The sequence below is a fragment of the Bacteroides sp. 43_46 genome (assembly GCF_001915455.1).
Lineage (GTDB): Bacteria > Bacteroidota > Bacteroidia > Bacteroidales > Bacteroidaceae > Bacteroides > Bacteroides caccae.
In genome coordinates, this window is sequence record NZ_MNQN01000126.1 from 27,938 (window position 1) to 49,036 (window position 21,099).

General features: G+C 44.0%; 18 protein-coding genes, 1 tRNA gene and 3 pseudogenes. 13 read left to right on the forward strand and 9 right to left on the reverse strand.

Features of this window, described 5'->3' with window-relative positions; genetic code table 11:
- Nucleotides 1-8 precede the first annotated feature (8 nt).
- The 3 genes from BHV72_RS14730 to BHV72_RS14740 are packed head-to-tail and all read right to left on the reverse strand — an operon-like array spanning nucleotide 9 to nucleotide 3,441.
- Nucleotides 9-1,367, reverse strand: coding sequence for an MATE family efflux transporter (locus tag BHV72_RS14730; protein WP_005679079.1), 1,359 nt, complete (start codon nucleotides 1,365-1,367; stop codon nucleotides 9-11).
- On the reverse strand, nucleotides 1,364-2,596 hold the full coding sequence (locus tag BHV72_RS14735; protein ID WP_286856384.1) for a M16 family metallopeptidase: 1,233 nt from the start codon (nucleotides 2,594-2,596) through the stop codon (nucleotides 1,364-1,366). The genes BHV72_RS14730 and BHV72_RS14735 overlap by 4 nt, the downstream gene beginning before the upstream one ends.
- A gap of 5 nt (nucleotides 2,597-2,601) precedes the next feature.
- Nucleotides 2,602-3,441: a peptidylprolyl isomerase gene (locus BHV72_RS14740; RefSeq protein ID WP_286856385.1), complete on the reverse strand. Its 840-nt coding sequence runs from the start codon at nucleotides 3,439-3,441 to the stop codon at nucleotides 2,602-2,604.
- Nucleotides 3,442-3,531: 90 nt separating this feature from the next.
- Here BHV72_RS14740 and BHV72_RS14745 point away from each other — a divergent pair, with 90 nt between their 5' ends.
- From BHV72_RS14745 to BHV72_RS14760, 5 genes and pseudogenes are all read left to right on the forward strand, one after another.
- Nucleotides 3,532-4,902, forward strand: coding sequence for a sigma-54-dependent transcriptional regulator (locus BHV72_RS14745; RefSeq protein ID WP_055170168.1), 1,371 nt, complete (start codon nucleotides 3,532-3,534; stop codon nucleotides 4,900-4,902).
- A 172-nt stretch (nucleotides 4,903-5,074) separates the two neighbouring features.
- Nucleotides 5,075-6,457, forward strand: coding sequence for an alpha-L-fucosidase (locus tag BHV72_RS14750; RefSeq protein WP_286856386.1), 1,383 nt, complete (start codon nucleotides 5,075-5,077; stop codon nucleotides 6,455-6,457).
- Nucleotides 6,458-6,501: 44 nt separating this feature from the next.
- On the forward strand, nucleotides 6,502-8,058 hold the full coding sequence (locus BHV72_RS14755) for a sulfatase (protein WP_055256572.1): 1,557 nt from the start codon (nucleotides 6,502-6,504) through the stop codon (nucleotides 8,056-8,058).
- A 242-nt stretch (nucleotides 8,059-8,300) separates the two neighbouring features.
- Nucleotides 8,301-8,580 (forward strand): annotated as a pseudogene (locus BHV72_RS19580) (hypothetical protein).
- 180 nt (nucleotides 8,581-8,760) lie between these two features.
- On the forward strand, nucleotides 8,761-9,708 hold the full coding sequence (locus BHV72_RS14760; RefSeq protein ID WP_286856387.1) for an endonuclease/exonuclease/phosphatase family protein: 948 nt from the start codon (nucleotides 8,761-8,763) through the stop codon (nucleotides 9,706-9,708).
- A 565-nt stretch (nucleotides 9,709-10,273) separates the two neighbouring features.
- Here BHV72_RS14760 and BHV72_RS14765 read toward each other — a convergent pair.
- Genes BHV72_RS14765 through BHV72_RS14775 form a run of 3 tightly spaced genes read right to left on the reverse strand, consistent with a single transcriptional unit; the run spans nucleotide 10,274 to nucleotide 12,308 of the window.
- Entirely contained in the window at nucleotides 10,274-10,945 is a 672-nt protein-coding gene (locus tag BHV72_RS14765) for an RluA family pseudouridine synthase (protein ID WP_005679070.1), read from the reverse strand.
- 9 nt (nucleotides 10,946-10,954) lie between these two features.
- Nucleotides 10,955-11,701, reverse strand: coding sequence for a 3-oxoacyl-[acyl-carrier-protein] reductase (gene fabG / locus BHV72_RS14770; RefSeq protein ID WP_010536417.1), 747 nt, complete (start codon nucleotides 11,699-11,701; stop codon nucleotides 10,955-10,957).
- A gap of 16 nt (nucleotides 11,702-11,717) precedes the next feature.
- On the reverse strand, nucleotides 11,718-12,308 hold the full coding sequence (locus BHV72_RS14775) for a TetR/AcrR family transcriptional regulator (RefSeq protein WP_005679068.1): 591 nt from the start codon (nucleotides 12,306-12,308) through the stop codon (nucleotides 11,718-11,720).
- A 241-nt stretch (nucleotides 12,309-12,549) separates the two neighbouring features.
- On the opposite strand from BHV72_RS14775, the gene BHV72_RS14780 reads away from it, so the two are divergent.
- A tRNA-Met gene (locus tag BHV72_RS14780) sits at nucleotides 12,550-12,617 on the forward strand.
- A 178-nt stretch (nucleotides 12,618-12,795) separates the two neighbouring features.
- Here the strand turns inward: BHV72_RS14780 and BHV72_RS14785 are convergent.
- The 3 genes and pseudogenes from BHV72_RS14785 to BHV72_RS14795 all read right to left on the reverse strand — a co-directional run.
- Nucleotides 12,796-13,293 (reverse strand): annotated as a pseudogene (locus BHV72_RS14785) (helix-turn-helix domain-containing protein).
- Nucleotides 13,294-13,432: 139 nt separating this feature from the next.
- Entirely contained in the window at nucleotides 13,433-14,587 is a 1,155-nt protein-coding gene (fucO, locus tag BHV72_RS14790) for a lactaldehyde reductase (RefSeq protein WP_055170160.1), read from the reverse strand.
- Nucleotides 14,588-14,685: 98 nt separating this feature from the next.
- A pseudogene (locus BHV72_RS14795) lies at nucleotides 14,686-14,883 on the reverse strand (rhamnulose-1-phosphate aldolase); the annotation flags it as partial.
- Nucleotides 14,884-15,193: 310 nt separating this feature from the next.
- Between BHV72_RS14795 and BHV72_RS14800 the strand changes: the two are divergent.
- From BHV72_RS14800 to BHV72_RS14830, 7 genes are all read left to right on the forward strand, one after another.
- Nucleotides 15,194-15,667, forward strand: a complete 474-nt coding sequence (locus BHV72_RS14800) for an arginine repressor (RefSeq protein ID WP_005679057.1) — start codon at nucleotides 15,194-15,196, stop codon at nucleotides 15,665-15,667.
- A 26-nt stretch (nucleotides 15,668-15,693) separates the two neighbouring features.
- The gene (locus BHV72_RS14805) at nucleotides 15,694-16,272 is read left to right on the forward strand and encodes a GNAT family N-acetyltransferase (RefSeq protein ID WP_005679056.1); all 579 of its coding nucleotides are present in this window, start codon (nucleotides 15,694-15,696) and stop codon (nucleotides 16,270-16,272) included.
- A 13-nt stretch (nucleotides 16,273-16,285) separates the two neighbouring features.
- Nucleotides 16,286-17,494 (forward strand): argininosuccinate synthase, encoded by a 1,209-nt coding sequence (locus tag BHV72_RS14810; RefSeq protein ID WP_055170156.1) that lies wholly within the window; start codon nucleotides 16,286-16,288, stop codon nucleotides 17,492-17,494.
- Nucleotides 17,491-18,459, forward strand: a complete 969-nt coding sequence (gene argC / locus BHV72_RS14815) for an N-acetyl-gamma-glutamyl-phosphate reductase (protein ID WP_005679051.1) — start codon at nucleotides 17,491-17,493, stop codon at nucleotides 18,457-18,459. The genes BHV72_RS14810 and argC overlap by 4 nt, the downstream gene beginning before the upstream one ends.
- Nucleotides 18,460-18,472: 13 nt before the next feature.
- Entirely contained in the window at nucleotides 18,473-19,594 is a 1,122-nt protein-coding gene (locus BHV72_RS14820) for an aspartate aminotransferase family protein (RefSeq protein ID WP_022041650.1), read from the forward strand.
- 137 nt (nucleotides 19,595-19,731) lie between these two features.
- On the forward strand, nucleotides 19,732-20,505 hold the full coding sequence (proC, locus tag BHV72_RS14825; RefSeq protein WP_005679049.1) for a pyrroline-5-carboxylate reductase: 774 nt from the start codon (nucleotides 19,732-19,734) through the stop codon (nucleotides 20,503-20,505).
- 39 nt (nucleotides 20,506-20,544) lie between these two features.
- Complete coding sequence (locus BHV72_RS14830; protein ID WP_005679048.1) at nucleotides 20,545-21,099, forward strand: helix-turn-helix domain-containing protein; 555 nt, start codon at nucleotides 20,545-20,547, stop codon at nucleotides 21,097-21,099.

Genomic DNA, 21,099 nt, shown 5'->3' on the forward strand with positions numbered 1-21,099 from the left:
TTTAAGTATCAAGTATTCACTTGGGGAGTGGGGAGTTTTGTCATGTAATGAAAACGCCACCAAAGCATTAATCCTGCACTTGTCAGACCGAAAGGGAACGCCATCCAGACACCTACCACCCCCCAGCCCATTACGAAGCCGCAGAAATAACCTACGGGAAGTGAGATGATAAAGTAAGCGATAAAGGCGATGAGCATCATCAGTTTTACATCCGAAATGCCACGCAAGGCATTAGCAAAAGTAATCTGTAACCCGTCCCCGAACTGATAAACGAGGAAAGGAAAAATGAGAGAAGTTACCATAGCCGCCACCTCAGGACTGTCGGTAAACCAACCTCCTAAATAGTTACGGCAAAGAAAGACAATAAAAGAAAGCACTACGCCCAATGTCATCATCAGATGAAAACCGGCATAGGCCGAACGACGAACGTTCAAAATATCGTTCTGACCTTTGAAGTTGCTGACACGAACAGCTACGGCAGCTCCCATGCCATAATACATCATAAACGTAAACTGTGAAATAGCCAACATAACCTGATGCGAAGCCAGTGCAATGGTCCCCAACCAACCTATCATTATGGCACTCAGACTAAAAGAAGCTGTTTCCATTCCCATTTGAAAAGCAACCGGCCAACCAAGTCCGTTCAACCGACCGAATATAGCCCGTGACCACCCCAAACGGAAGAAGCCGACTTTGTAACGGATAAAACGAGAACTACGCAAGAAGATAATGATAAACACGAGCACCATCATAATACGTGAAAACAATGTGCTGATACCGGCTCCCAACAATCCCAACTCGGGCAAACCTAACTTTCCGTAAATCAAAAGATAATTTCCTATGATATTCAATACATTTCCTCCCAAGAGTATCCACATGGCCGTCTTGGTATCCGTGATTCCATCCGTAAACTGCTTGAATCCATTGAAAAGCATAACAAACACCAATGAAGCCAGTAGCACCAAATAATAAGGCTTAATCAAAGGAATCAGTTCTTCCGGCTGGCCGAGATTCTCTATATTCAGATAAAGGACAGTCATACAAAGCGTCAATAATAACGCGACCATCAGATTCGCTAACAAACTGTTACGCAATGCCTGTCCGGCAGGTGCAAACTGATGTGTTCCATATAGACCTCCCACAACAGGAGTTAGCCCATATGAAAAACCGGTACTGAAAATGATAGCCAAATTGAACACGTTATTTACAAAAGAAGCTGCTCCCAATTCTACCGTACTATGATGTCCAATCATCAGGGTATCGGCAAACCCGAGCACGATCACTCCTATTTGTCCGATAACGATAGGTAAACCAAGAAAAAATAATGCTTTATAATGCTCTCTGTATGTTCTATATATATTTCTCATTTACTTTTATAATAGAGTACAACTCCGTTCTCTTTCCGAAAAGCCGATTGAGCGACTTCCCGCAACTGCATAGCAGTGACAGAGCGATAACGTTCTACTTCTTTCTCCAAATCTTCCGCTTTACCGAGCAATTCGAACCAGGCAAGATTGGTAGCCACATTCAAATAATTTATATTACCGAATATCTGGGTAGACTCAAACTTATTTTTCACCTTCTCCAATTCCTGTCCGTCAACCAATTCTTGTTGCAGGCGATCGAGTTCGTCGCGCACTGCCGCTTCCGCCAGTTCGAGGCTAACTCCCGCCGAAGGTTTTCCGGCAATGTGAAACAAGCCTGCATCCACACTACCTGAGATGTAAGCATCAATGCTCGAGAATAGCTGTTTTTCCTGTACCAGATGTTGGTTCAATCGACTGGAACGCCCGTTACTCAATACATCCGACAGTATATCGAACACATAATAATCCGGGTGACGATGATCGCACATGTGATAAGCCATGAACAGAGAATCAAGAGGTACATTTCTCTCTACCGTCAGCCTGCGTTCTTCCGTCTGTTCCGGCTCCTGTGGCAGATTCCGTACAGGAACTTCCCGATGGGGAACAGATCCGAACCATTTCTCCGTCAATTCCACTGCTTCCTCAAAAGAGATATTCCCGGTCACCGCCAGTATCGCATTGTTAGGAGCATAAAAACGGAAAAAGAATGCTTTCACCTCTTCTAATGTTGCATTAGCGACATGCGACAGGTCTTTTCCGATAGTCGGCCATTGATAAGGATGTTTCTGATAAGCCAACGGGCGCAAAAGATGCCCCACATCTCCATAAGGCTGGTTCAGACAGCGTTGCTTGAATTCTTCCATTACTACCCCTCGCTGTACTTCCAGACTCCGTTCGCTGAAATCAAGGCTCAACATACGGTCGGACTCCAACCAGAAGCCGGTTTCCACATTCTGCCGGGGCACAGTGAGGTAGTAATTGGTGATATCATTGTTCGTCCAGGCATTATTCTCTCCACCCGCTAGCTGAAGCGGCATATCATAATCGGGGATATTTACCGATCCACCGAACATCAAGTGTTCAAACAGATGTGCGAAGCCGGTATGTTCGGGATGTTCGTCACGAGCTCCCACATTATATAATATATTTAGAGCCACCATCTGTGTACTTTCGTCCCGCGAATGTACCAGCCGCAACCCGTTGTCAAGAATGTGCCTATTGATTTTCATATCATTTAGTCAAGTATAGTCGCTTTTATTATCTTCACATCTTCTTCGGGACGGTCGCTACGGTCCGTCTTCACCTTCTGGATTTTATCTACGACGTCCATACCCTCCACTACTTCGCCGAATACTGTATATTCGCCATCCAGATGTGGAGTACCACCCACAGTAGTATATGCTTCTATCTGCTCCGGCGTAAAATGGAATTCCGGTTCTTTTGCCGACAATTCCTGTGCTTCCGCAAACAATTTCTCCTGCAAGTCATAAAGCCCGTTTTCGTCATTCGCCTTACGCATCTTATAGATTTCTTTCATGTGTTTCTGCGCCAAGTTATTGAAAATGACATTGATCTTATTTTCATTCATCTGGCTTTCCATACCCAACAGTGTAGAATCATTGTAAACCTTACCCGTTACGATATAGAACTGACAACCGGAAGATTCTTTTTTCGGATTCACATTGTCTCCCTGACGGGCTGCAGACAACGCTCCTTTCTTATGGAAATACTTCGGATATACAAATTCTGCCGGTACGGTGTAGCCGACATCACCGGCACCCAACATCTTCCCTTTCGGCGCATTCTTTGAATCCGGGTCACCAGCTTGAATCATAAAATCTTTGATGACACGATGAAATAATGTTCCTTCATATAATCCGTCTTTCACCAGTTTGATAAAATTATCACGATGCTTGGGTGTCTCATTATACAACTTCACTTTGATATCTCCGGCTGTTGTTTCAATCTTTACCAATGTCTCTTTATCCATGTCTCCTCCTTTTTTTGTTCCGGTTTTGCAGGCAGTAAGTCCGCAAAACGATATAGTTAATAATATCAATGTAATCTTTTTCATAACGCTTTTATTTAATTTAAGTTTGCAAATATACCACTTTCGCCTAAATCATCTTACCTTTGTGACTTAAAAGAATCAAAACCTGACACAATGAAAGCCATATTAATAGTCGAAGATGATATAACTTTTGGAATGATGCTCAAAACCTGGTTAGGCAAAAAAGGATTTGAAGTATCATCAGTGAGTAATATAGCACGTGCCCGAAAGCATATCGAAAGCCAGACTGTTGACTTGGTATTATCCGATTTACGATTACCCGATTACGAAGGCATTGATTTGCTGAAATGGATGAATGACCAGGGACTGGATATTCCCCTGATTATTATGACCGGTTATGCGGATATTCAATCAGCGGTACTGGCCATGAAACTTGGTGCACGGGATTATATCGCAAAACCTGTCAACCCGGAAGAATTATTAAAGAAAATATCAGAAGCTCTACAAACAGAGAGAACGCCAACAGCTCATTCCGCAGCCAAGATGTCTTCGAAAAAAGTCTCTCCCGCCTCATCCAAAGAGACAACAGAAACTCGTCGTGCCTATCTGGAAGGAGAAAGTGATGCTGCCAAGCAACTCTACAATTATGTAGGCCTGGTAGCTCCTACTAATATGTCCGTACTCATCAACGGTTCTAGCGGAACAGGTAAAGAATATGTGGCACACCGTATTCATCAACTTAGCAAGCGTAGCGACAAACCGTTCATTGCCGTAGACTGCGGTTCGATACCTAAGGAATTGGCAGCCTCCGAATTCTTTGGTCATGTAAAAGGCTCGTTTACGGGAGCATTGACGGATAAAACGGGAGCTTTCGTTGCAGCCAACGGTGGCACTATCTTTCTGGATGAAATCGGAAATCTCAGCTACGAGGTGCAGATACAACTACTCCGCGCCCTGCAAGAGAGAAAAATACGTCCGGTCGGTTCTACACAAGAAATATCCGTGGATATCCGTCTGGTATCGGCCACCAACGAAAATCTGGAACAAGGAATCGAAAAGGGAACATTTCGCGAAGACCTTTATCATCGCATCAATGAATTTACCCTGCGAATGCCTGACTTGAAAGAACGGAAAGAAGATATCCTGCTATTCGCCAACTTCTTCCTTGATCAGGCAAACAAGGAATTGGACAAGCATCTGATTGGTTTCGACGCAAAAGCGTCACAAGCTTTATTGAGTTATCATTGGCCGGGAAACCTGCGTCAAATGAAGAATATCGTGAAAAGGGCAACCTTACTGGCGCAAGGCAGTTTTATTACATTGCTCGAATTAGGTACTGACTTACTGGATACTACTACAACTTGTACCACAAGCATGTCATTACGCAATGAGGAGACGGAAAAAGAACATATATTGGAAGCATTACGCCAAACCGGGAATAATAAAAGTAAAGCAGCACAACTGTTGAATATTGACCGGAAGACGTTATATAATAAACTGAAACTATACAACATTGATTTATAGCATTCAAGTCAGCCCCAGACAACACACAAAACAACGATTGAATGAAACACATACGTAAATTGAAAGAAATGACATATTGCAAAAGCACACATTTGTGTACTTTTGCAATATAAAAGCCTTACGAATATTATCGCGCCATTGCATAAACATTAACACCATACAAATCAATATTATGAAGAAGTTTAATTTTATATGCCTTTCTATCCTCTATTCAATTTGTAGTTTTGCGCAACAGCAGAGTATTCCTGTCCCCAAGCCTCATCAACTGAAATGGCATGAAGCCGAAATGGGAGCAGTCTTTCATTACGACTTGCATGTATTCGATGGTATCCGCTACGGACAAGGCAATAACCGCATCAACCCCATTGAAGATTATAACATTTTTAATCCAACCGAACTCAATACTGATCAATGGGTACAAGCAGCCAAAGCTGCCGGATGCAAATTTGCCGTACTCACAGCCACCCACGAAACCGGATTCGGACTTTGGCAAAGTGATGTCAATCCGTATTGCCTGAAAGCTGTCAAGTGGAAAGACGGCAAAGGAGATATAGTCCGCGATTTTGTAAATTCCTGCCATAAATACGGCCTTCAACCGGGCATTTATATAGGTATCCGTTGGAATTCTCTGTTGGGTATCCATAACTTCAAAGCTGAAGGCGAAGGAGAATTTGCCCGTAACCGCCAGGCGTGGTATAAACGCCTGTGCGAGAACATGGTAACAGAGCTATGTACACGTTATGGTGATCTCTATATGATATGGTTTGACAGCGGAGCTGATGATCCACGCGGTGACGGTCCTAACGTAGAACCTATTGTGAATAAATATCAGCCCGACTGTCTTTTTTATCACAACGTTGACCGCGCAGACTTTCGTTGGGGTGGTTCGGAAACAGGTACAGTAGAGTACCCTTGTTGGTCTACCTTCCCCTACCCATACAGCCACAGTAATGCTACCGAACCCGCACGTAACCACAACATACTATTAAAACACGGCGATAAAGACGGCAAATATTGGGTACCGGCTATGGCAGATACTCCATTACGTGGAGCAAACGGGCGTCACGAATGGTTTTGGGAACCGGATGATGAAAATAACATCTACCCATTGGATGCACTAATGGACAAATACGAGAAATCAGTAGGAAGAAATGCAACTCTCATCCTCGGATTAACACCTGATCCGACCGGATTGATTCCCATAGGAGATACGCAACGACTGAAAGAAATGGGAGATGAAATAAACCGTCGTTTTTCTTCCCCCATAGCGAAAACTTTAGGGCAAAAAAAGAGCCTGACTTTGAATCTCGGGAAGAAGCAAACTGTAAATTACTGCATTATTCAGGAAAATATAAAAAACGGAGAACGTATCCGTCAATATAAGATAGAAGCAAAAGTTAATGGGAAATGGCAGTCTGTCTGTTCCGGAGAATCCGTAGGGCATAAACGTATTGAGAAGTTTGATCCGATAGAAGCAACCGCATTAAGACTAACCATTCCCGAGTCTGTTGCATTGCCTGACATTATCAATTTTAGCACATACTACATTAAATAAAAAGTACAAAAAGAAATCTGCAAATAACACCTAATAACTACCCCATGAATAAAAAGAAACTATTCCCACTCGCACTTGTGCCACTCGCAGCCACCAGCCTGCAAGCACAAAGCAACATTCAGACAGGGCGTACAGACAAACGCCCGAATATCATCCTCTTTATGGTAGATGATATGGGTTGGCAGGATACTTCCCTTCCTTTCTGGACACAAAAAACGCATTACAACGAACTATACGAAACGCCGAACATGGAACGACTGGCCCGTCAGGGAATGATGTTCACTCAAGCGTATGCCAGTAGCATCAGTTCTCCCACCCGATGCAGCCTCATCACCGGAACGAATGCGGCACGCCACAGGGTAACCAACTGGACGCTACAAAAAAACACCATGACAGACCGTAAAGACAAACAGCTTGCCGTCCCTGATTGGAATTATAACGGAGTAAGTCAGGTACCCGGTACTAACAACACCTTTGTAGGAACTTCTTTTGTACAAATCCTAAAAGACAACGGCTATCATACTATCCATTGCGGAAAAGCCCATTTCGGTTCCATCGACACTCCGGGAGAAGACCCGCACCATTGGGGATTTGAGGTAAACATCGCCGGACACGCTGCCGGAGGACTTGCCAGTTACCTCGGGGAAGAGAATTACGGACATACCAAAGACGGAAAACCAGTTTCACTAATGGCTGTCCCCGGACTTGAAAAATACTGGGGTACGGAAACATTTGTTACCGAAGCATTAACGCAGGAAGCTATCAAGGCACTAAACAAAGCCAAAAAATACAATCAGCCTTTTTATCTGTATATGGCTCAATATGCTATCCATGTTCCTCTGAATAAAGATATGCGCTTCTACGATAAATACAAGAAGAAAGGTATGACCGACCATGAAGCTGCTTATGCTACCCTTATCGAAGGAATGGATAAAAGCCTCGGCGACCTCATGAACTGGCTGGAGAAAAATGATGAAGCAGACAATACAATTATTATTTTTATGAGTGACAACGGAGGACTTGCAGCCGAATCCTACTGGCGTGACGGAAAGTTACATACACAGAATCATCCTTTGAATAGCGGCAAAGGTTCTACCTACGAAGGAGGTATTCGTGAACCTATGATTGTCAGTTGGCCGGGAGTGGTGAAGCCGGGTAGCAAATGTGACAATTACTTATTGATAGAAGACTTCTACCCTAGCATCCTCGAAATGGCAGGAATCAAGAAGTATAAAACAGTCCAGCCGATAGACGGGATCAGTTTTATTCCCCTATTGAAGCAAACGGGAAATCCTTCTAAAGGACGCAGTCTTTTCTGGAATATGCCCAATAACTGGGGGAATGACGGTCCCGGAATCAATTTTAACTGTGCAGTTCGCAATGGCGACTGGAAGTTGATTTATTATTACGGAACCGGTAAGAAAGAGTTATTCAATATCCCTAATGATATAGGTGAAAGCAACGACTTAAGTGCACAGCATCCTGACATCGTGAAAAGGCTTTCTAAAGAATTGGGAAACTATCTGCGAAAAGTAGATGCACAGCGACCAACTTTCAAGGCTACCGGACAACCTTGTCCCTGGCCGGATGAAAAGAAATAGCCGTTGAAAAGAAAAAGAACTGTGGCGGGGGGGGGGGGGGAGATATAAAACACCCCCCCCCCCACCCCCCCCCCCCCCCTTATTATTCGCAACCATTTATTTTTCAACCACTTATCACATCCTTTGCATTTCTGGCACACGCTTTGAACTTTAATTAGACGTTAATGCAAAAGTAACAACCGATTCCTTAACACAAAAGAGAATTGAAAACATATGTCTAATAATCATTAAAGCAAACGATTATGAAAAAATTAGTATTAGTAGTAGCAATGTTTATGTTTGTTTGTGGTGGTTCATTCCTTGTAAAGGCTCAGAACGGCTCAGAACTCTGAAAAAGCTGCGACAGCCCAGTCAGAAGTTAATGCCGCACTTATCGTTAATGATACAGTAGTCAAAGACACTGTAACTAAAAAAGACGAACCTGTGAAAACAGAACTGAGTGCACCAACCGCTTTTGTCAATGATACAGTAGTCAAAGACACTGCATCCAAAGACAAACCGGCTGAGCCTGTCAAGGAATAACCTTACCAAAAACTCTCAGAACAAAGTCTGCTGAATAATAGTAAGCACACTACAAAAAAGTCACCCCTACTTCGTCTATTCCGGGGGTGACTTTTTTTGTACCTACATACTTACTTGTTTGGATAAAATATTGTACTTTTGGAAGTCAATAAATTATCCACCCAAACTAACTGAATAAACATGAAGCTAAGAAACCTTTTACTCATTGCCCTCGTTGCGGTCGTATTTTGTGGTTGCCACAGTTATCAACCGACCTCTATCACCGTTGCCTCCTATAATCTCAGAAACGCCAACGGCTCCGATTCTGCCAAAGGAAACGGTTGGGGACAACGCTATCCGGTCATTGCCAAAATGGTGCAATACCACGATTTCGATATTTTCGGAACGCAGGAGTGTTTCATTCACCAGCTGAAGGACATGAAAGAAGCATTACCCGGTTATGACTATATAGGTGTAGGCCGCGATGATGGCAAAGAGAAGGGGGAACACTCCGCTATCTTCTACCGCACCGACAAATTTGATGTGATAGAGAAAGGCGATTTCTGGTTGTCGGAGACTCCGGACGTGCCGAGTAAAGGCTGGGATGCAGTCCTGCCCCGCATTTGCAGTTGGGGACACTTCAAATGCAAAGATACGGGCTTTGAATTTCTATTCTTCAACCTGCACATGGACCATATCGGCAAGAAGGCCCGCGTGGAAAGTGCTTATCTCGTGCAAGACAAGATGAAGGAACTCGGTAAGGGTAAAGAGCTTCCGGCTATCCTGACCGGCGACTTCAACGTTGACCAGACTCATCAGTCTTATGACGCTTTTGTCAGCAAAGGTGTGCTTTGCGACTCTTATGAGAAGTGTGACTTCCGCTATGCAACCAACGGAACATTCAATGATTTCGATCCGGACAGTTTTACGGAAAGCCGCATCGACCATGTATTCGTCTCTCCTGTTTTCAAAGTAAAAAGATATGGTGTGCTGACAGACACGTATCGCAGTATCAGAGGAAACGGAGGCAAGAAGGACGCAACGGACTGTCCGGAAGAAATCGACATCAAAGCTTATCAAGTCCGCACGCCCTCGGACCATTTCCCTGTAAAAGTAGAACTGGTGTTTGAGGGAGAAGAACAAAAATAACTCGGAAAGCTTTACCTGTACTAGGTCTACCCGACAAAACACACTGTTGGGAGAGTTAATTCTGAGACTTATCAATGAAGGAAAGGTTGACTTATTGAACAGCATCCAATCGTTTCCACTCCCGCTCTTACCCATGAAATAACTGTTTCATACGGCAAAACCAATAGTTTCATGCATTGGAACCTTTGGTTTCGCCGTACAGAAACCATAGTTTCACCGGTGGGAAACTTTAGTTTCATCATGGAGAAACTTTAGTTTCAGACGCTTGAAACTTTTGTTCCCAAGGCTTGAAACTTCCAGTTTCATACAGCGAAACTACTCTTTTCTCTATGAACAGTGAAAGCAACAGTTACCGTCACACTATTGTCACGCCTTGCTATCACAGCAGAACTCACATATTATCAACTATTTATATCTTACCATGTGACAGATGACAGTATTTTTTTTAATTCATTTGTAGAGAGATAAATCCGATGTTGGCATCAGACACCGAACGCTCCGCCCCGACTATACAGCCTCCACCGAGAGGATACATTTCCAACGCAAAAAAAAGGATTTGTACTGATTAAAACAGTTCAAATCCTTTCCATAAATTTCCCTCGGGAAGGGGAGCTTTCAGTTCTATCAGCTCCTTCGAGACAGGGTGTACGAACCGTACCCTCCTGGCGTGCAGACAAATGCTTCCATCCGGATTGGAACGCGGAGAACCGTATTTCAAATCTCCTTTGATAGGACATCCCATTTTTGCCAGTTGGCAACGAATCTGATGATGCCGTCCGGTTTTTAAGTCAACTTCGAGTAAATAATAGTTCTCCGAACGACCGATCAAACGGTAGTCCAAAACCGCTTTCTTACTATTCGGCACTTCCTTGTCGTATGCATAGCTCTTGTTCTGCTTTTCATTGCGCACAAGAAAATGCACCAATTCGCCTTCTGATTCTTTCGGAGCATTCTTCACAACTGCCCAATAAGTCTTTTTCACCTCACCGGCGCGGAACATCTCATTGAGCCGCGTAAGCGCCTTACTCGTTTTGGCAAAAATAACAAGACCGCTTACGGGGCGGTCCAGCCGGTGTGTCACACCGAGGAAAACATTGCCGGGTTTCTGATATTTCTCTTTCAGGTACTGCTTCACAGTCTCCGAAAGAGGCGTATCACCCGTCTTGTCTGCCTGGACAATCTCGGAAGCGGTCTTGTTGACTACAATGATATGGTTGTCTTCGTATACAACAGTCATTCTGTTCGATTACATGTTCATACCACCATCTACCTGAATCACCTGTCCTGATACGTAAGAAGACATATCGGAAGCCAGGAAGGTAGCGATGTTTGCCACATCTTCAGGAGTACCACCACGACGCAAAGGAATTTTCTTTGCCCATTCTGCTCTTACTTCGTCAGAAAGAGCGGCAGTCATGTCTGTCAGGATGAATCCCGGAGCGATAGCATTGGCACGGATGCCACGAGAACCGAGTTCTTGTGCGATAGACTTGGCCAATGCAATCATACCTGCCTTGGAAGCAGCATAGTTAGCCTGTCCTGCATTACCGTGAACACCTACGACAGATGCCATGTTGATAATGCTACCGGCTTTCTGACGCATCATGACAGGTGTACAAGCGTGGATGAAGTTAAATGCAGATTTCAGGTTCACGTTGATTACCATATCCCACTGCTGTTCGCTCATACGCATCATCAAACCGTCGCGAGTGATACCGGCATTGTTTACCAATATATCGATACGTCCGAAGTCTTTGTGGATTTCTTCTACGACCTTTGCAGTATCTTCAAAGTTAGCTGCGTTAGAAGCATAACCTTTGGCTTTTACACCCATTGCTTCAAGTTCTTTTGCTGTATTTTCTGCATTTTCGTCAATGACAAGGTCAGTAAATGCGATGTTTGCACCTTCGGCAGCAAACTTCAGAGCGATAGCCTTACCAATACCGCGGGCAGCACCGGTTACAATGGCTGTTTTTCCGTCTAATAATCCCATACTAAAAGTTATTTAATTAAATTTCTGTTCTATGCAGTGCGCCAAACACAATGTTGGCTACGTACTTATTTCTCGTATCTTCATCCAGATGTGCACCTATATGACCACGGATGTAAGGAACTTCAATCCCTTTCACACAATAATGAATCAAGTCAGCCGTCATCTCCACATCGTCAATGTGAAAAACTCCCTTTGCCTGTCCTTCCAAAAGAACGGCCTTAAAGAGTTGTACCTCCTTCGCATCAAATTTCTTACGGACTTTCTCCACCCGCCAGATATCACGGAAGAAATAAGCACGTAAGGTTCCGTTTCGATAGACTACTTCTTTTACTGCATCCAACCGGGTATATATCATCTCCAACAGTTTTTCGTCCGGCGAGATATTCTTCTCAGCTACCCGCTTCATCATATCCGACAGGATATCTAATTCCGATTCTACAACAGCCAGATAGATTTCATCCTTACTTTTAAAATAGGTATAAAGCGTTCGTCTACCTTTTTTAGAAGCAAGAGCGATATCATTCATCGTAGTGTTCTCTACCCCCATCTTTGCGAAAAGCTGACGGGCAACATCTACTAACTTGGCTTTTGTTTTGGATACGGTCATAGGTTACAAATTGCACATTGCTGAATATTTTGAGCAAAAGTAACTCTTTTCTTTAGACCATACAAGAAAACAGACAGAATATTAACATTTGTATATTAATAGGTACTAAAAAAACTATCATCATTATCCTGCTCATTTTCAGTAAAATAAGAAAGAAATGATGATTTATTCGAAAAATATTCAGCAATTTATTTGTTTGTCTCAAAAAAAGCCGTACCTTTGCACCCGTTAAACATCGCGGAGTGGAGCAGTTGGTAGCTCGTTGGGCTCATAACCCAAAGGTCATTCGTTCGAGTCGGATTTATGTAGGCACTTTCAATAGTAGTTCAATTCACAAGTTCCTTTCAGTTACCAACAAGAATATCAACAAAGTTATTAACAGGTTAATTATCTAAAAATAAGCTAATTGCTCCTAAACGAGGACCGTTTATAAACAAGGCTAGATTCACTTATTCACAACTATATATTTCGTTGATATATTATAAATTCACTCTTCTCTCCCAAACGAACGATACTCCAACGGAGTAAGCCCTGTACGCTTCTTAAAAAAAAGAAGTATTCGGTAGACTGGAAACCAAGAAAAAAAGAATCTCCTTGACGGATTGGGAAGTACCGACCAGTAGTTGTTTGGCTTTACGAAGTTTCAGTTCTTGAAAGTATTTGGCGGGAGCATATCCTGTATATTCTTTGAAAACACGGCGGAACCATGAATAGCTAATATTCAACCTCATCGCCAATTCCTCCGGATCCACATTGCCGGCTACATTTTCATTCATTATAATCTTGGCCTGTTCAATCTTCTGATCGACATCACTCATTTCAAAAATCTTGTTTTTTTGGAGACAGAATGTTCTTTCAACGGATAGGGAGAGTCGGGAGGAATAGACTGATAACCGACCGTATTAACCCACAAACCGAATTTCCGGTCCATGTCATTTACAATCAAGTATTTAAATTCCACTCCTAAGCCATTGTCCTCAGCCATATCAATGTGTTTTCATACAATTTGGGTTGGACAAAAATAAGAATTATCTTCAGAAATCGTATGCTAAGAAACAAAAAACACCCGGAGTGTCTTTTTGGATACATCCGGATGTTTCTCACAAACAAATCTTATTTAAACATTAAAATGCTTTGCGATATAATACTTCAATGTCTTCAACTGATGTAGGACGAGGGTTACCACCCGTACAAACATCATTAAAGGCAGCTACCGCCAATGCAGGGATATCTTCTTCTTTCACATTGATCTCATGCAATTTTTGCGGGATACCGATACTGAGAGAAAGAGATTTTACCGCTTCAATAGCCGCTTTTACACCTTCCGCCTCACTCATACCGGCAGTTTCAACTCCCATAGCTTTCGCTATATTGATATATTTCGGAGCAGCCGGAGATTCAGCATTATATTCCATTACATAAGGCAACAATAGAGCATTTGCCACCCCATGAGGAGTATCATAGAAAGCACCCAACGGGTGAGCCATTGAGTGAACGATTCCCAAACCTACATTTGAGAATCCCATACCAGCAATATATTGTGCTTGAGACATCGCTTCACGGGCAACTACATCTTTGCCATTATCCACAGCCGCTTTCAGATTCTGCGCAATCATTTCAATGGCTTTCAGTTCAAACATATCACTCATCGCCCAAGCTCCCGGAGTGATGTAACTTTCGATAGCATGCGTCAAAGCGTCCATACCCGTAGCAGCAGTCAGCCCTTTCGGCATAGAATACATCAATTCCGGGTCCACAATAGCCACTGCCGGAATGTCATTCGGGTCTACGCAAACCATTTTCTTACGGGCATCTTCGTCGATAATCACGTAATTGATAGTCACTTCGGCAGCAGTTCCTGCGGTAGTAGGCAATGCGAAGGTCGGCACAGCCTTATGTTTGGTATCGGCCACCCCTTCCAAAGATTTCACATCTGCGAAATCCGGATTGTTCACTACAATACCAATACCTTTTGCCGTATCAATAGAAGAACCACCACCCAATGCCACGATAAAATCAGCACCGGAAGCTTTATATGCAGCCACACCATTCTGTACATTGGCAATAGTAGGATTGGCTTTTACATCACTGTAAAGTTCATAAGGAATCTTATTGTCGTCGAATACTTTGATGATTTCGGCAGCTACACCGAACTTGATAAGGTCTTTATCTGTAACAAAAAAGGCTTTCTTAAAGCCACGTCTAGCTGCTTCCACAGCAATTACACTCCGGCAACCTGCGCCGAAATAAGAAGTCTCATTTAAAATAATGCGATTCATGGTTGTGTTATTTTGTTTAAAGGGTTAACCGCAACACCTCCTATTGTAGGAAATATTGCGGTTGCTAAAGTAGATAAATTCAATGATTAATACAAATATTATTTAGGAAGATTAAAGGCAACAGTCATTTCCTTCATCTGTTCCTGGCTCATGCCATCCGGTTCGAAGCCCACATTCTTGGCTGCAATATAAATTAATACGGATTTATTTAATACGTCAATTTGGTCGAAAGCCTGCATCGCATCGCAGTCAACAGCAAATACTCCATGCTTTTCCCACATCGTCACATCATAGTCCTACAATTCCTTAGTACCCAAGATAGTACGGTCGCTCGTTGCGCCCAAGTCGACTGCAAAAAAGTTTTGTTTCATGGTATTCTGTCTATATATTTAAAGTATTCATTTATCTACATGGCAAAGATAGACGATTCCTTCTTCATGTTCCTTACACATTTTGATTGAAAGGATATACATTTTGATACAAATACATAAACCAAACTTCCACTGTTTAGCATATTTTTCACTTTTATGCAAAAAAAGTATTGTTTTATGCATATTTTCTCCAGAATAATGCATACTTTTGCGCCATTCTTAGAATAATTATACAATGAAGAAGAAAGCAAATCGGTTAGACGCCATCAAAATGATTATCTCAAGCAAAGAGGTCGGTTCGCAGGAAGAACTGCTGCAAGAGTTGAACCGCGAAGGCTTCGAACTGACACAGGCCACCCTCTCCCGCGACTTGAAACAACTGAAAGTAGCCAAAGCTGCCAGTATGAACGGGAAGTACGTATACGTGCTGCCGAACAACATTATGTATAAACGCTCCACCGATCAGAGTGCCGGCGAAATGTTGCGAAGTAACGGATTCATTTCCTTGCAATTTTCAGGCAACATCGCCGTTATCCGCACCCGCCCGGGTTACGCCAGCAGTATGGCTTACGATATCGACAACAATGAATTCAGCGAAATACTGGGAACCATTGCCGGCGATGATACTATCATGTTGGTGTTGCGTGAAGGAGTTGCGACAAGCAAGATTCGCCAGCTTTTGTCACTCATCATTCCGAACATTGAATAACTATACATATTTATATATATAAAGAAATGGACACTCAACAAATAGATGTTATGGTAGCCGACGCCTCACATGAGGTATACGTTGACACTATTTTGGAAACTATCAGAAATGCTGCCGCCGTGCGAGGAACGGGAATCGCAGAACGCACACACGAATACGTAGCGACAAAGATGAAAGAAGGTAAAGCAATCATTGCTCTCTGTGGTGACACATTCGCCGGATTCACCTATATCGAATCATGGGGAAACAAGCAATACGTGGCTACCTCCGGTCTGATCGTACATCCCGATTTCCGTGGTTTGGGGCTGGCAAAACGCATCAAACAGGCTTCTTTCCAACTGGCACGCCTCCGTTGGCCGAAAGCTAAGATTTTCAGCTTGACCTCCGGAGCAGCTGTTATGAAAATGAACACCGAACTGGGATACGTCCCTGTCACCTTCAACGAACTGACAGACGATGAATCTTTCTGGAAAGGATGCGAAGGATGTATCAACCATGACATCCTGAAAGCTAAAAACCGTAAGTTCTGCATCTGCACAGCTATGCTGTACGACCCGACAGATCCACGGAACATTAAAAAAGAACAAGAAAGAAATAACATTTAAAAGATACAGCACTATGGAAGAAAAGAAGAAAAAAGTAGTGGTGGCATTCAGCGGCGGACTGGACACATCGTTCACCGTCATGTACCTCGCCAAAGAAAAAGGTTATGAAGTATATGCAGCTTGTGCCAATACGGGTGGTTTCAGCGAAGAACAACTGAAAACAAACGAAGAAAATGCCTATAAACTGGGAGCGGTAAAATACGTAACGCTGGACGTTACTCAGGAATACTACGAAAAGAGTCTGAAATACATGGTTTTCGGAAATGTGCTGCGTAACGGTACTTATCCTATTTCGGTCAGCTCCGAACGTATCTTCCAGGCATTGGCTATCGCACGTTATGCCAACGAAATCGGTGCGGATGCCATTGCCCACGGTTCTACCGGAGCAGGTAATGACCAGATTCGTTTCGACATGACTTTCCTCGTACTGGCGCCGAACGTAGAAATCATCACACTGACCCGTGATATGGCATTGAGTCGTCAGGAAGAAATTGACTACTTGAACAAACATGGTTTCAACGCGGACTTCACCAAACTGAAATATTCATATAACGTAGGTCTGTGGGGTACCTCTATTTGTGGTGGTGAAATCCTCGACTCCGCACAAGGGCTGCCCGAAACAGCTTACCTGAAACACGTAGAAAAGGAAGGCAGCGAACAACTCCGCCTGACTTTCGAAAAAGGAGAACTGAAAGCTGTCAACGATGAGAAATTCGATGACCCGATCAAAGCGATCCAGAAGGTAGAAGAAATCGGCGCCGCTTACGGTATCGGCCGTGACATGCATGTGGGCGACACAATTATCGGTATCAAAGGCCGCGTAGGTTTCGAAGCCGCCGCCCCGATGCTGATTATCGGTGCTCACCGTTTCCTTGAGAAATACACATTGAGCAAATGGCAGCAGTACTGGAAAGACCAGGTAGCCAACTGGTACGGTATGTTCCTCCACGAAAGCCAATATCTGGAACCGGTTATGCGTGATATCGAAGCGATGTTGCAGGAAAGCCAGCGCAACGTAAACGGTACAGCGATTCTCGAACTCCGCCCGCTTTCTTTCTCTACCGTAGGTGTAGAATCGGAAGACGACCTCGTGAAAACGAAATTCGGAGAATATGGTGAAATGCAAAAAGGTTGGACTGCCGAGGATGCAAAAGGCTTTATCAAGGTAACTTCCACTCCGTTACGTGTTTACTATAACAACCATAAAGACGAAGAGATATGATTAAAGCAGGAATCATTGGTGGCGCAGGATATACGGCAGGCGAACTAATCCGCCTGTTACTCAACCATCCGGAAACTGAAATCGTATTTATCAACAGCAGCAGTAATGCCGGAAACAGAATTACTGACGTACACGAAGGCTTGTATGGAGAAACAGATCTAAGATTCACCGACCAGTTACCTCTGGACGAAATTGATGTTCTTTTCTTCTGCACAGCTCACGGTGACACGAAGAAATTCATGGAAAGCCATAACATACCGGAAGACCTGAAAATCATTGACCTTTCCATGGACTACCGTATCAAGAGTGACGACCATGACTTTATCTACGGTCTGCCGGAACTGAACCGACGAGCTACCTGTACGGCAAAGCACGTGGCCAATCCCGGTTGTTTCGCCACCTGTATCCAACTCGGCCTGCTCCCGCTAGCCAAAAACCTGATGTTGACAGACGATATTTCGGTAAACGCCATTACCGGAAGTACGGGTGCCGGCGTGAAACCGGGCGCTACCAGTCATTTCAGTTGGAGAAACAATAACATCAGTGTGTACAAGGCATTCGAGCATCAACACGTTCCGGAAATCAAGCAGTCACTGCAACAATTACAGAACAGCTTCGACTCCGACATTGACTTTATCCCGTATCGTGGCGATTTCCCTCGCGGCATTTTCGCTACCCTTGTGGTAAAGACCAAAGTAGCCCTCGAAGAAATCGTCCGTATGTACGAAGAATATTACGCCAAAGACTCATTTGTACATATTGTAGATAAGAATATAGACCTCAAACAGGTAGTCAACACCAACAAATGCCTGATACATCTTGAGAAACATGGCGACAAGCTATTGATTATCTCCTGTATCGACAACTTGCTGAAAGGTGCCAGTGGACAAGCGGTTCATAACATGAACCTGATGTTTAACCTGGAAGAAACCGTAGGACTACGTTTGAAGCCTTCAGCTTTTTAAAAACAAAAGAATTATGAAATTATTCGACGTATACCCATTATACAACATCAACATAGTCAAAGGGAAAGGCTGTAAAGTCTGGGATGAAAACGGAACCGAATACTTAGACCTTTACGGAGGTCATGCCGTAATCTCTATCGGACACGCACATCCTCACTATGTGGAGATGATTAGCAATCAGGTAGCTAACCTCGGTTTCTATTCAAACTCAGTAATCAACAAACTCCAGCAACAGGTGGCCGAACGACTGGGAAAGATTTCCGGTTACGAGGATTACAGCCTGTTCCTGATAAACAGCGGAGCCGAGGCGAATGAGAACGCTCTGAAACTGGCTTCTTTCCACAACGGACGTACCAAAGTGGTATCTTTCAGCAAAGCCTTCCACGGACGTACTTCACTGGCAGTAGAAGCGACCAACAATCCGTCTATCATTGCACCTATCAACAACAACGGTCATGTTGTTTATCTTCCTCTGAACGACGTCGAAGCCATGAAGCAGGAACTGTCTCGGGGAGATATATGTGCCGTTATCATTGAAGGAATACAAGGTGTAGGAGGGATCAAGATACCGACTACCGAATTTATGCAGGAACTCCGCAAAGCTTGCACAGAAACCGGCACTATCCTGATTCTGGACGAAATTCAGAGCGGATACGGACGTAGCGGTAAATTCTTCGCCCACCAGTATGCTGATATCAAGCCGGACATCATCACCGTAGCCAAAGGAATCGGTAACGGCTTCCCAATGGCAGGCGTATTGATTAGCCCGATGTTTAAACCGGTATACGGACAATTAGGAACGACTTTTGGAGGAAACCACCTGGCATGTTCGGCAGCCCTTGCCGTTATGGACGTGATTGAACAGGAAAATCTGGTAGAGAATGCAGCCAAGGTAGGTAACTACTTGCTGGAAGAACTGAAGAAATTCCCGCAAATCAAGGAAGTACGCGGACGCGGACTCATGATAGGACTCGAATTTGAAGAACCGATCAAAGAATTGCGCAGCCGCCTCATCTATGACGAACATGTGTTTACCGGAGCAAGCGGTACGAATGTACTCCGCCTGTTACCCCCTCTCTGTCTCAGCATGGAGGAAGCCGACGAATTCCTTGCCCGGTTCAAGAAAGTACTCTAATTGCTCATTCTGATTAATAAACAGCCAACAATAAAAGCAGCCTTTACAAGAAAACGATTTCTTATTCAGGCTGCTTTTTGTTTTTTCGTAATTAACCGTTACCTTTGCCTGTGACAACTCATTAAAAACAAGCGTATATGAAAATAGCCATTATCGGTGCAGGAAATATGGGCGGTTCAATCGCCCGTGGCCTGGCAAAAGGAAGTCTGATAGCAGATTCGGACATCATCGTATCCAATCCCAGTGCCGGGAAACTAGAGAGACTGAAAAAGGAATTTCCGAGTATCTCTACCACAAACAATAACGCAGAAGCCGCCACAGGAGCAGACATTGTCATTCTAGCCGTCAAACCGTGGCTGATGCAACCGGTCATGCGCGAGTTGAAACTAAAAAGCAAACAGATACTTATCTCGGTAGCCGCCGGTATCAGCTTTGAAGAACTGGCTCATTACGTCATCGCACCGGAAATGGCAATGTTCCGTCTGATTCCGAACACGGCCATCAGCGAACTGGAAAGCATGACACTGGTCGCCGCACGTAATACGAATGACGAACAGGACCAATTTATCCTCCGCCTATTCAGCGAAATGGGAACAGTCATGCTGATTCCCGAAGATAAAATAACAGCAGCCACCGCATTGGCTTCCTGCGGCATTGCCTACGTATTGAAATATATCCAGGCAGCTATGCAAGCCGGCATCGAAATGGGACTCCGCCCCAAAGACGCCATGCAAATGATAGCGCAATCCCTGAAAGGAGCTGCTGCATTGATTCAAAACAACGACACTCACCCCAGCGTAGAAATCGACAAAGTGACTACACCGGGCGGAATCACAATCAAAGGGATCAACGAACTGGAGCACAACGGCTTTACTTCCGCCATTATCAAAGCGATGAAAGCCTCCAAATAACGCCACAAAATTATTAATCATAAAATACCAACCACTTGTATGAATGACCAAATTAAACAAATAGCAGAACGCCTCCGCGGACTACGCGACGTACTCGAACTTACTTCTGAGGATATCGCCCGCGACAGTGACATTTCTGCTGAAGAGTACCGACTCGCAGAAACTGGAGAATACGATATTTCTGTCAGTATGTTGCAGAAAATAGCCCGTACCTACAATGTCGCCCTCGATGCCCTGATGTTCGGCGAAGAACCCAAAATGAGCAGCTACTTTGTAACCCGCGCCGGCAAGGGGACCAGTATCGAACGTACGAAAGCCTACAAATACCAGTCTCTGGCAGCCGGATTCATGAACCGTACCGCCGACCCGTTCATCGTCACCGTTGAACCGAAAGGAGATGACGAGCCGATCCATTACAACAAGCATAACGGTCAGGAGTTCAACCTCGTACTCGAAGGACGTATGCTTATCAACATCGAAGGCAAGGAAATCATCCTCAACCAAGGCGACAGCATTTATTTTAACTCCAAACTTCCACATGGCATGAAAGCGCTCGACGGCAAAACGGTACGTTTTCTGGCAGTAATTATGTAA